Below are 12,188 nucleotides of genomic sequence, written 5' to 3'. Positions count from 1 at the left end.
GTGCATGGCGGATTTGGGGTCGCTGGCGGAGGCCCTGGTTGTCGTGTTGGGGGTCCTCCGGGGGGGGCGGGGGGGGGGGGGGGGGGGGGGGGGGGCCCCCCCCGGCTGTGGTCAGCCGGCGGCCGGCTGGGCGCCGTCGTCGACCAGCGGGGTCTGCACCAGCCGGACCGACCGGCGCCGGTTGATGAACTGGGCGCGCCCGGGCGGCAGCACCCGGGGCTTGAGATTGCCGAGGAAAGCTCCTTCGGTCTTCGGGCAGGACAGCAGCAGCGCCGGGGTGCCCAGCTCCCACATCCGGCGGATGGCCGGGTTGCCCATGGACCGGCTGGCGCCCGCGGTGCTGCGCGCCAGGATGACGTGCACGCCGACGTCGGCAGCCTGGGCGAGCACCGGCATCAGCGACTGCAACGGGCCGGCGCTCCCGCTCGACTCGGTCAGCTCGAAGTCGTCGATGATGATGTAGAGCCGACCTCCCTGCCACCAGTCCCGCAGCCCCAGCCGGCTGGGGCTGATTTCGGGTCCGGGGATGCGCTTTTCGATGACCGAGGCGACGCCGGCGATCGACTTGGCCAGGGCTTCGGCACCGACCGCGTACTCGAGCTGGTACTCGGCGGGGACCGAGTCCCGCAGTTCGCGCCGGAAGTCGCCGAACATGATGCGGGCTTCGTCAGGGGTGTGGTGCGCCGCGATCGACCGCGCGATGTGCTTGAGGACGTTGGTCTTTCCCGACTCCGCGTCCCCGTAGACCAGCAGGTGCGGGCTGGCGTCGAAGTCGTGCCACTCCGATTCCAGGTGCTGGTCCTCCAAGCCGAGCGCCATGCGCATCTCGGCGGCGGGCGACGGCGCACGCGGACCGGGCAGTTCCCGCACTGAAAGGGTCTGGGGCAGGAGCCGGACCTGGGGGGCGCGTGGCACGCCGGTCGGTGCCAGGGCTTCGGCGAGCTCGACCGTCGCCTCGGCGAGGTCGTCGGTGCGGGAATCGCCGTCGATGCGGGGCAGCGCGGCGAGGAAGTGGAGCCGCTCGGGGGTGATCCCCCGGCCGGGGATGGCGGGTACCGTGGCGGCGAACCGGCTGTTGATCTCCGAGTCGACCGGGTCGCCGAGCTTGAGCTCGAACCGGGTGCCGACCACGTCCCGCAGCCACGGCCGCATTTCCGACCACCGGTTGGCCGCGACGACGAGGTGGATGCCGAAGCTCAGCCCGCGGGCGGCCAGCTCGGTGAACTTCTCCTCCACGTCCTCGAAGTCCTGGCGGATCGTGTACCAGCCGTCCACGACGAGGAAGACGTCCCCGTGGGGATCGATGTCGCGGTACTTCCCCTGCGTGCGGGCGCGGCGGTAGCTGGCCATTGAGTCGATGTTGTGCTCGGCGAAGATGGCCTCGCGGCGGGCCATCAGGTTGGTCACCTCCAGCACCGTACGCGTCACGCGGTCGCGGTCGAGCCGGTTGGCGATGCTGCCGATGTGCGGCATCGCCGCCAGTGCCGACAACGTGCCGCCGAAGTCCAGGCAGTAGAACTGCACCTGCTCGGCGGTGTGGGTGAGGGCGAGCGCGCAGATCAGGGTGCGCAGAAGCGTGCTCTTGCCGCTCTGCGGGCCGCCGACCACCGCGGCGTTGCCCTGGCTGCCCGACAGGTCGGCGACTAGCAGCTCGCGCCGCTGCTGGGCCGGCAGGTCGATCAGGCCCACCGGGACGGTCAGGTTCGCCGTGTTGAGATCGCCTACCGGACGCGGGCCGTAGACCGGGTGGTCCACCAGCGGCGGGAGGAGCTGGTCGAGGGTCGCCGACGTCTTGAGCGGCGGCAACCAGACCTGATGCGCGCGCGGGCCGATTCCGCGCAACCGGTTGATCAGCACGTCGATCACGGTCAGCGTCGCCTCGTCGGGACTCTTCTCCTCGACGACGGGCTCGGGCTGCGGCGTGGCCGGCGGCTCGATGTACCGCGTGCTGAACGGCACGATGTGCTGTTCGACGGCGGCGCCCACCTGCTTCTGCTTCGCCCGGTAGGGCCCCGAAGAGTAAGCGCCCTTGAACCGCACCAGCGTTTGCGTGTCCGGCCGGAGGTAGCCGTTGCCCGGGCTATTCGGCAGTTCGTAGGCGTCCGGGACGCCGATCACGCTGCGGCTTTCCATCGCGGAGAAGGTCCGCAGGCCGATCCGGTAGGAGAGGTGCGTTTCGACCTTGTGGATCCGGCCTTCGTCGAGCCGCTGGGACGCGAGCAGGAGGTGGACGCCGAGACTGCGGCCCAGCCGGCCGATCATGGCGAACACGTCGATGAACTCGGGCTTGCTCGACAGCATCTCACTGAACTCGTCCACCACGATGAACAACGCGGGCATCGGTTCGAGCGGGACACCTTGGGCGCGAGCCGCTTCGTAGTCCCTTCGGGACGCGTAGTTGCCGGCCGCCCGCAAGTGCTCCTGGCGCCGGTTCATCTCGCCGGTCAGCGCGTCCTGCATCCGGTCGACCAGTTCGAGTTCCTCGGCCAGGTTGGTGATCACCGCCGAGGTGTGCGGCAGCTGGTCGAAGCCGAGGAAGGCCGCGCCGCCCTTGAAGTCCACCAGGACGAAGTTCAGGTCTTCCGGCGAATGCGTGGTGGCCAGGGCGATCACCAGGGTGCGCAGCAGCTCGCTCTTGCCGGAACCGGTCGCGCCGACGCACAAGCCGTGTGGCCCCATGCCGTCTTCGGCCGCTTCCTTGATATCGAGTTCGAGCGGCGCGCCCCCGCTGGCGATGCCGATCGGCACCCGCAGGCGCCGCTTGCCGGTCATCCGGTCGCGGCGGTACCGGACCGGGTCGAAGGTGGCGACGTCCCCGATGCCGAGCAGGGACGCGAGGTCGTAGTCACCGGCCAGGGGCTCGTCCTCCTCGACGGCCTCGCCGATCCGGAACCGCGCCATGATCCGGGCCAGCGCGCTCGCCGAAACCTCGCCGAGCCGGTCGGGCCGGCCCAGTGAGGCGGTTTCCTGCTTGCCCACCCGGTCGAAGGAAACCGTGCGGAGGTCGTGTTCCTCGACTTCGAGGAACAGTGCGCCCGGGCGTTGCTGCCACGGCAAGGATCCGGAGATGTCGAGGACGACGGTATTGCGGTAGCCCTCGTCGGCGACCCGGTGGTCGGCAGGCACGGGCACGCCGTCGAGAACGAGGACGATGAACGGCTCGGAGGCGGTGACGGGGGTGTCCGCCTCGAACCGCGGCCGCCCGGTGAAGGCGGGGCCGCCGAGGAGAAGCTCGGCCGCGGTGATGTCGTCGGTCGCCAGCCGGCGCGCGCCGGCGGCGTCCCGGCTGTCCGCGTCCTGGTTGTGGGGGAGCCACTTGAGCCAGTCCCAGCGGTACATCCGGTCGCGGTCGGCGCATACGGCGATCCGCAGGTCGCCGGGAGCGTGCGCGGTCGCCAACTGGGCGAGGATCGCCCGGGTGAGCCCTCGCACCGCCTCGTCGTCACCGCTGAACTGGATCTGCCCGAAGCCTCGGAGGTAGACGGCGATCGGCGCCTCCGGCAGGGCGCTGTACGCGCGCATGAACCGGCGCAGGGCGTGCGCGGTGAGGGGCTCGAGGTCTTCGACCGGCTTGCTGTCCGGAGGGACCAGCCGGAACGTCGAGCGCTGGCTGCCCAGGCCCAGCCGGACCTCGCCGAAGTCGTCGTGGGCCGGCCGCCGTTCCCACAACCGGTAGCCGAGGGCCATCGACCACAGCGCGTGCGGATCGGGGTGGATCCAGCGCGCGGCCTTCTGCTGCGCGCCGAGCGCGTCCCGTACCTGCTTCCGGAGCTGGGCGAGGTAACGGATGTAGTCCCGCCGGTGGCCGTTCAGCTTCTGCTTGTGGGTGACCGAACTGCGCAGCATCTGGGTGATCAGCATGCCGAGAGCCGAGGTCACCATCAGACCGCCGCCCACGTAGGCGAACGCTCCGGCGCCGGGCCGTACGAACATCATGACCATGGCGAGCGAGCCGAGGCCCATGGGGGCGTACATCAGCACCGAGCTGATCCCGCCCCCGGGGTTCTCGGGAACGCCGGGTGGCGGCTGGAGCTCGATCTGGGTGTCCGGCGCGGGCGGTTTCGGCCGTCGCGCCCGACGGGCGAACAGGGTGGTGCTCACAGACTCTCCCGTTGGTGAGTGGTCTTCCCCTATTTCGGTCCGGCGGCGGTGACGCGGCGCCGGGTGCGGGCGCACGTGGATACCGTCGGATCCGGTCTCAGGGCTGGACCTGGCAGGAAGGGCCTGAAGCTTGATGGAAGAGCAGATAGAGCATCGCACAACAAGCTCGGCGAGGCTACGGTTCGTTCTGAGTGGACAAACCAGAGACCTCGCCTTGCCGGCCGAAGTGCCGCTGGCCGATATGCTGCCGTCGATCCTCACCCAGTTCGGTGCGGAGACGATCGAGCAGGGAGCGGAGCACGAGGGCTGGGTGGTGCAGCGGATCGGCGAGCCCGCGCTCGACGAAGACTGCACCCTCGTCGAGCTGAGCGTTGTCGACGGGGACAGCCTGCACCTGGTTCCCCGCGCGGAGCAGCTCGCCGCGATCGACTACGACGACCTGGTGGACGGCGTCGCCGAGCAGGTGCGCGAGCACCCTGGTGCGCTGACCCCGGCCCGAGCCCGGTGGATGTTCCGCTGCGGTGCTGTGGCGGCGTTGCTGCTCGGCTGCTGGTTGCTGCTGGCCGGTGGGGCCGCCGGTGGGCAGGTGGTGGTCTCGGCCGGGCTGGCGTTCACGTTGCTGGCCACCGCCGTGCTGGCGGCGCGCGGCGCGGCGAAGCCCGCTTCGGCCGTGCTCTTGGCCGGCGGCGGGGCCTGCTACGCCGCGCTCGCGGGACTGTTCCTCGTGGTTCTGCTCGACCCGGAGGCGACGGCGATGGTGCGGCTCACCGGTGGGGCGGCCGGTGCCCTGCTCGCGCTGCTGGCCGGCGTGATCATCGTCGCCGATGCCGCGTTGCTGTTCGCGGGTGCGACCTTGTTCACCGTGGTGCTGCTGGTGACCGGGCTGATCGGTTCCGTCACCCCGGCGACACCGGCCGAAGCCACCGCGGTCGGCTTGGTGCTCTCGCTGATCCTCGGGTTGTTCATCCCACCCGCGGCCTTCCGGTTGTCCGGCCTGAGCCTGCCGATGCTGCCGACGGGCGCCGACGAACTCCACGAAGACATCGAATCCGTGCCGCACAAGGTGGTCGTCGACCGCGGTGCGGCGACCTTCGGCTACTCGACGGCCCTGCACGCCGGGCTGGGCGCGGCGCAAGCGGTGCTGGTGCCGGTGCTGATCGGCGGCGGTGACCTGTGGCACCTCGTCCTAGCGCTGGTCATCGCCCTGCTCTTGGCGCTCCGCTCCCGCCACCCGAACGGGGTGGTCCAGCGGTGGGCGGTGCTGGCTCCGGCCGGGGTGGTGGTGCTGCTGGTCGTCGCCTCTCCGGGCCTCGACCCGTCCGCTGGCGTCCGCTTCGTGGTGGTGGCCGCCCTCGTCCTGGCCGCCGGCCTGCTGCTGCTCGGCGGCGAGCGGCTGCCGGGCCGGCGGTTTCGGCCCTACTGGGGCCGGGCGGTGGAGATCTTCGAGCTGGTCACCGCCATCGCGGTCCTCCCGATCCTCCTGCAAGTCCTGCACGTGTACACCTTCATGCGGAACCTGGCCGGCTGATGAAGTCCCGGAAAGACCAGGTCCAGGCGTACTTCTTCGTGGTCGGGAGGCTGGCCGCGGCCGTGACGCACGGCCGGCCCGACGTGCTCGAAGCGCCGACCAAGCGGATGACCACCGGCACCGTCCTCGGGTTCGTGCTCGCCGCGGTGATCATGGGCGTGTTCGGCATCCTCGGCATGTTCGTCCCCGCATCCGGCGACTCCTCCTGGCAGCAGGAGGGGGCGATCGTCATGGACAAGACCAGCGGAGCGCGCTACGTCTACCTCGGCGGTCAGCTGCGGCCGGTGCTCAACTACTCGTCCGCCCGGCTGGTGTCCGCCCAGGCCGAGGGCAAACTCATCTCCGTGTCCCCGCAGGCGCTCGCCGGAACGCCGGTCGGCCAGCCGATCGGGATCACTGGCGCGCCGGACTCGCTGCCGGCGCCCGACAAGGTGGCCACCAGCCGGTGGACGGTGTGCGCGCAGCTCGCCGGAACCGCGGCGCCGGCCGGGAACCCGGCGGTGACCCTGCTGCTGGGCCGTCCGGACGGCATCGCGCTGTCGGACGGTCAGGCGTTCCTCGTCTCCGCGCCGAACAGACGGCTTTACCTCGTGTCCCGGGGCAAGCGGTTCAGGGTGCCGAGCCGTGCGACGGCCGCGGCGCTCGGCTACGGCGCCGCCCGGCCGGTCGACGTGCCGTCGGCCTGGCTCAACACGATCCCGCAGGGCCCGGACCTCACCGTGCCGGACGTCGCGGGTATCGGCGATCCCGGACCGCTGATCGACGGGAAGCAGAGCCTGGTCGGCCAGATCTACCAGGTGCGCAACTCCGCGCTCGACACCGAGCAGGACTACTTGGTGCGGCGGGACGGGCTGGCCGTGCTGAGCCGTACGGGTGCCGCACTGCTGCTGGCGGCGCCGAGCACCCGGCAGGCCTACCCGGACGGCCCGATCGAGCCGGTCCGGGTCGGGCCGGACACGCTGACCGGACTGTCCATCACGGCTTACAGCGGGCTGTCGAACGACGTGCCCGCCACCCCGCCGGAACTCGTCCCTCCGCCGGCCGGTACCCAGCCTTGCCTCCGGCAGGACCTCCAATCCGACGGGCGCCAGGTCTTGGTCGCCGAGCTGCTGCCCGACAACCAGGTCGTGCAGGCGTCGGTCCCGCTCGGGACCCACAAAACCGGCACGACGGCCGACCGCGTCGCGATCCCGGCGGGCGGCGGCGCCCTCGCCCGGGACCTGCCGGCGCCGGGAGCGGCCGCCGGGGCGACGTACCTGGTGACCGAGGTGGGGAAGAAGTTCCCGCTCGCCGACGCGGACACCGCGGCCGCGCTCGGGTACACCGCGGCCGCGGCGGTCCCGGTGCCCCCGCAGCTGCTCAACCTGCTCCCAACCGGGCCGGTGCTCAGCGCCGACGCCGCCCGGCAGACCCAGGCGGCGCGGTCGTGAATTCACCACGGTCGTTCGTAAGGGGAATCCCTACCTTGCGTTTGCCCGGCCGCGCAAGGCCCATCCGGTCGGCTTTCGGAATCTATTCTTCGAATGTGGCTGTGCTACTACGCAAATGTAGGGCTCGCCCCAGTCGTAGCGCCCCAACACAGGAGGAATCGAAGTGGCACATTCCACTCAGCTCAACGCGCAGACGATCAACCAGCAGGCTGGCCGGCACGAGGAGACGGCGGACAACATCAGCCAGCAGCTCGACCAGCTGAAGGCGCAGGTCGAGGCGACGCTCGCCGCGAGCACCAGCTCGGCCACCCGGGCGCTGAGCACGACGACCGACCGCTGGGTGGAATCGGTCCGCAAGTCGGTTCTCGACCACATGCACGCCATGGCCGAGAACATGCGCCGCGAGGCCAACAACCAGGACGCGATGGACTCCGACAGCATGCAGGCGATCCTGAACGTGCCGATGGAGACCGGGAACTTCCTCGGCGCTTCCTGAGCCGGCCGCCCCGAAACCACAATCCTGAAGGAGTCCACAATGTCCGACGGTACGATCACTTATGACTACGGTGTCATCGAAGAGTGCGTCTCGATGATGCTCAACAAGGCGAACGAAATCGAAAACCAGGCCGGCGAGCTCGAGTCTGACGTGAAGCGGATCATGGTCGACTGGCAGGGCTCCACGGCGGACGCGTACAACCAACTCGCCAACGACCTCCGGTCCGACATCGAAGCCAACAAGAGCAACCTGGACAACCTGCGGAAGTCGCTGTCGGAGGCGTCCGAGCGGATGCAGCACGCCGACGCCAGCGGTGCACGGGGCATGAACTGAGTTGCACGGTGTGTCGGGCGGCTCGCCCGGCACACCGTGCTCCAACCGGCCGTCTCGGCGGTCATTTCGTGGAGCATGGGAGTTGATATGGGAACGAAATTCGACGCCGAGGCAATCAAGAAGTCCGCCGAGAACATCGGTGGCCTCATGGACGACATGAGCGCTTTCGAGGCACTGAAGAACCACTGGCCCAATGCCGGCGGCTTCAAGCTCGCCGTCTGGCTCGAGCGCATCGTCGACGACCGGCGGAACGCGATCGTCGCACACGCAGAACACCTCAAGCTCGCCTTCGGCAAGATGGAAGAGAAACTGACGGCGATCGCCAACGACTTCCAGAACGCCGACGGCGACAACGCCGACAAGATCAAGTCGAGCATGTCCGAGCTCGAAGGCGAAGTGACCCAGGCGGTCAACTCTTTCGACGCGACGACCGAGAACGCACAGCACAACTACACGCAGGACACCGGGCAAACCGGTCCCAACGCCAACAATCCGCACGATGGCGATGGCTACAACGACAACCTGAACGACGAAGTCACCACCTGATCCGTCCCGCCCTCCGCGTCCGTTGGCCTCGATGCTGTTCGTCAAGCTAAGGAACTGTTGTCATGTCCGATTCTGAAGGTACGCCGACGCTTGTCGGGCAGTACTCGGCTCCGGCGCCCCCGCTCGACCCGTCCTTCTTCTCCACCATCGAGGCGCTCAGCGCCGTCGTCGGTGACCTGGTGTACAACTCGGACGGTTCGAAGGCGGGGGCCGGCAAGGACACCACCGCCGAGGCCTGGTACAGCCTCGAGTCCGGCATCAAGGCCGCGGAAGCCGCCCTCGCCGACGTCAACGACAAGTTCGCCAAAGAGATCAAGGCGATGAAGGACAACTTGGAAGGCGATGCCGGCGACGCCTTCGCCCAGTACGCGACGGCGATCCTGAACACCAGCGAAGAAGTCTATTCGACGCTGATGCAGAAGCAGTTCGGCGCGAACTCGGGGAACGTCGGGCACGCGGCACAGACCTTCGCGGCCGGCTGGTGGCAGATCAACGACGAAGCGGACGCCAAGCTGGTCAGCCTGACGGCGGCGATCAAGGGGAACGCCGCCTTGCAGATCCAAGCCGCCCAGGACGTCGCGCAGGTGGCCCAGATCACCCAGCAGCAGAGCCAGGACCTGTCGACGACGAAGACCAACATCAGTAGCGACCGCTTGGCGAGCCTGCAGGCCGCGCTGGGCACCTTGGGCACGAACTACCTCGACCGGGCGGCGGACTACGTCCCGCTCTACATCTCCGACGGCAACACCGCGACCGCGGCGCCCACGGATAGTTTCCAGCGCCAGGTGAACCAGCCCCCACAGCAGCAACAGCAGCAGGAGAACAAGCCCCAGCAGCCGATCTACACCGCAGATCGGAAGTTGGGGATCCAGAACACCGAGCCGAACGTGCAACTGGCACCGGGGGAGAACACTCCGGGGCAGCCGACCGAACCGCCGGCCGCGTTGACCGGAGCCGCCGGACCGGCCGACGCCGGGTTGCCGCCCGCCACGCCCGGGGTGAGCCCGGAGCAGCAGCAAGCGCTGAACGATGCGAAGAACGCGGCGGGCCAGGCGATCGACGGGCTGACCGGCCAGACGGACGACCCGGCGCGCCAGCAAGCGCTGAACGACGCGAAGAACGCCGCCCAAGGGGCGATTGGCGGCGTGGCCAACCCGGCTGCGGGGGGTCTCGCCGGTACTCCGGGCAGTCCCGGGGCGGCGCCCGGTGGCGTCGACCCGGCGACCCAGCAGGCGTTGAACGACGCGAAGAACGCGGCGGGCCAGGCGATCGACGGCTTGACCGGCCAGACGAACGACCCGAAGCGCAAGCAGGCCCTGGCAGACGCGAAGAAGGCCAGTCAGAAGGCCATCGACGACTTGACCAACCCGGCTGCGCTGCCGGGCGACCAGCTCGCCGGCGGTCCCGGTGGTCCTGGCGACGGCGCCCTCGACGAGGCCAAGAAGGCAGCCGGGCAGGCGATCGACGACCTGGCCAAGCCAGGCGACTCCGAGGCCCGGCAGCAGGCGCTGGAAGACGCCAAGAAGGCGGCCATGAACGCCGTCGGCGGCGTCGGTGACAAGCCCGGCGCCGTCGGCGGCCCGGGGGCGGCCGACCAGCAGGAGCGCGGGCAGCTCCAGGACGCCAAGCACGCGGCGCAGAAGGCGATCGACGACCTCATCGGCAAGACCGATGACCCGGACCGCAAGCACGCGCTCGAAGACGCCAAGCAGGCGATGACCGACGCGGTCGACAAGACGGCCGCGCCGGAGCACTTCAAGCAGGTGGAGGACGCGAAGCACGCCGCGGACAAGGCCATCGACGGCCTCCGCGAGCAGGGCGCCGACCCTCAGCGGCAGCACGCCCTGGACGCGGCCAAGAGCGCGGCGGAGAAGGCGATCGCGGGCATCAGCGACGCTCCCGAGCTCAGCGGGCCCGGACACGAGCAAGCGCTCGAACACGCGAAGGAAGAGGCCGACAAGGCCATCGACGCGCTGTGCAAGCCTGACGACACGCCGGCCGAGCAGCAGGCGCTCGTTGGTGCCAAGGACGCGGTCAACAAGGCCATCGACGGGATCGGCGAGGACAGTGGCAACGCTATGCACCAGTTCCTGACGTCGTCCGGCTCGCCGGGCGAGTTCGGGCCGCCGCGCGGGGGCCTGGCCGGGGTCGGTGGTGGACACGGTCCGGTCATGCCCGAGACCGCGGGCGGTCCGGGCGGTGGCCCCGGCGCGAACGGGCACCTGCCCGGTGGCGGTCCCGGCGCGGAGCACCTGGCCGGCGGGGGGCCTGGCCCGGGCGGGAATCCCAGCACCGCGGGCGGACCGCCGCCCGGCAAGTTCGACACCCAGCCGTTCCAGGGCGGCCAGCCGGCCGCTGCCGCTGCCGCGGGCGCCCCGGTCCCGGCGTCCGGCCAGGCCCCCGCCTCGGCCGGGGCGCCGATGGGACCGATGGGCGGGATGGGCGGCGGGGGTGGCAACCAGGGCGAGAAGGAGCGCGAACCGCAAATCTGGATGCAGGCTGAAGCCGGCGCCTGGGGGAACAAGGACGGCGAAGAGCCGCCGAGCCACGTGCTGGGCAGGAACTGATCGGTGGGCGCACTGGAACCCCCGCCGCCGGTCGTCGACCCGGACCTGCAGAATCTCACCTTCGACCAGCTCGCGCAGCTGGTCGACGAGGTGCGTCCGGACGTGTTCTACGAGCACGGTCACGCCTTCGACCTCGCCGTGGCGCGGTACGAGCAAATACAGGACGACCTCGATCGCGAAACCCGGAACATGTGGGAGGCCTGGTCGGGCCGGATCGCCGAGTCGTTCGACGACCTGGTGCGGCAGGTGGACGCGCTGACGGCCGAGGTGGTGCAGGCCATGGTCAGTCCCGGCTACGGGACGGCGATGCGTCAGGCGGGTGACGCGCTGGCGCGCGCCCAGCAGCGGATGCAGGACCTGAGAGCGCAGAACCGGCAGAACGACGTCGAGGCCGCCCGCCAGGTGGTGATCGACCTGGAAACCGCCTACCGGGACATCGGGGCCGCCATGGCACCGATGCCCGAGGCACTGACCGGCGCACCGAACCCGGCGGCCGGCCGGATCGCACCGGGACCCGTCGAGGCGGCCGGGGCCCTGGACGTGACGAACGAGTCGCACCCGGGGGCCGGAGCGCACGGGGGCGGGCCGGCGGTGGAACTGGCCGCCGCCGCGTTCGCCGCGCTGCCCGGTCTCCACCGGCCCGGATCGGTGTTGCCCGGCTGGCTCGCGGCTGCGCCGGGCGGCCTCGGGCACGGAGCGGACTGCGCGGCGCCCGCGGTACTGGGCCGGGGTGCACCGGAAGCCGCGCCGAGAGCCGCCGAGCAACCTCTGCGCGAACGACCGCGGGACGAAGCCGTCGTCGTGCTGGGGCGGACGGCGCGAACGACGAAGTCGAACACGGCCGCGGCGCAGAAGAAGAAACGCCACGCCGACGCCGAGCACGGGGCCACCGCTACGCAGGCCGGCGAACAGCACGGCGAGCCCCGGACCGAAGCGAAGGTAGTCACTTCCGCCGGTCCGGAACGCCACGAAGCGCCTGCCCGGCAGGTGCCGCCCTCGACCGAAGCCGCGGCCCTCTCGCACGCGCAGACGGCCCACACACCGGCGACCCCCTCCCCGGCGACCCCCGCGGCGGCGCCCGCGCCCGCCGCTCACGCACTCGCGACGGCGGCTCGCGCGCCCGCCGCTGCCGCGCCGCAGGTACCGGAGCCGCCGGCTCGCCCCGCCCCGGCGTTGCACGGCCCGGT

General features: G+C 70.6%; 7 protein-coding genes and 1 pseudogene. 7 read left to right on the top strand and 1 reads right to left on the bottom strand.

Annotation, left to right across the window (positions count from 1 at the left end; translation table 11 throughout):
• Nucleotides 1–111: 111 nt before the first annotated feature.
• Nucleotides 112–4,101 (bottom strand): type VII secretion protein EccCa, encoded by a 3,990-nt coding sequence (gene eccCa, locus AB0N03_RS41685; RefSeq protein ID WP_364384625.1) that lies wholly within the window; start codon nt 4,099–4,101, stop codon nt 112–114.
• Between the two features lie 133 nt (nt 4,102–4,234).
• Between eccCa and eccD the strand changes: the two genes are divergently transcribed.
• From eccD to AB0N03_RS41650, 7 genes and pseudogenes are all read left to right on the top strand, one after another.
• Nucleotides 4,235–5,629, top strand: a complete 1,395-nt coding sequence (eccD, locus tag AB0N03_RS41680) for a type VII secretion integral membrane protein EccD (RefSeq protein WP_364384623.1) — start codon at nt 4,235–4,237, stop codon at nt 5,627–5,629.
• Nucleotides 5,629–7,059, top strand: coding sequence for a type VII secretion protein EccB (gene eccB / locus AB0N03_RS41675; protein WP_364384621.1), 1,431 nt, complete (start codon nt 5,629–5,631; stop codon nt 7,057–7,059). The genes eccD and eccB overlap by 1 nt, the downstream gene beginning before the upstream one ends.
• Nucleotides 7,060–7,222: 163 nt before the next feature.
• The gene (locus tag AB0N03_RS41670; RefSeq protein WP_364384620.1) at nt 7,223–7,555 is read left to right on the top strand and encodes a hypothetical protein; all 333 of its coding nucleotides are present in this window, start codon (nt 7,223–7,225) and stop codon (nt 7,553–7,555) included.
• A gap of 39 nt (nt 7,556–7,594) precedes the next feature.
• Nucleotides 7,595–7,888, top strand: a complete 294-nt coding sequence (locus AB0N03_RS41665) for a WXG100 family type VII secretion target (RefSeq protein ID WP_364384618.1) — start codon at nt 7,595–7,597, stop codon at nt 7,886–7,888.
• A gap of 87 nt (nt 7,889–7,975) precedes the next feature.
• Nucleotides 7,976–8,434, top strand: coding sequence for a hypothetical protein (locus AB0N03_RS41660; RefSeq protein ID WP_364384616.1), 459 nt, complete (start codon nt 7,976–7,978; stop codon nt 8,432–8,434).
• 62 nt (nt 8,435–8,496) lie between these two features.
• Nucleotides 8,497–11,001 carry a large repetitive protein gene (locus AB0N03_RS41655; RefSeq protein WP_364384614.1) on the top strand — a complete coding sequence of 835 codons (2,505 nt, stop codon included), beginning with the start codon at nt 8,497–8,499 and terminating at the stop codon, nt 10,999–11,001.
• 3 nt (nt 11,002–11,004) lie between these two features.
• A pseudogene (locus AB0N03_RS41650) lies at nt 11,005–12,188 on the top strand (hypothetical protein); the annotation flags it as partial.

It is taken from the genome of Amycolatopsis sp. NPDC051061, assembly GCF_040682935.1.
In the GTDB taxonomy this organism is placed as follows: Bacteria; Actinomycetota; Actinomycetes; order Mycobacteriales; family Pseudonocardiaceae; genus Amycolatopsis.
The sequence above is the reverse complement of the archived record's forward strand: the minus strand, read 5'-3'. Positions and strand labels throughout refer to the sequence as shown.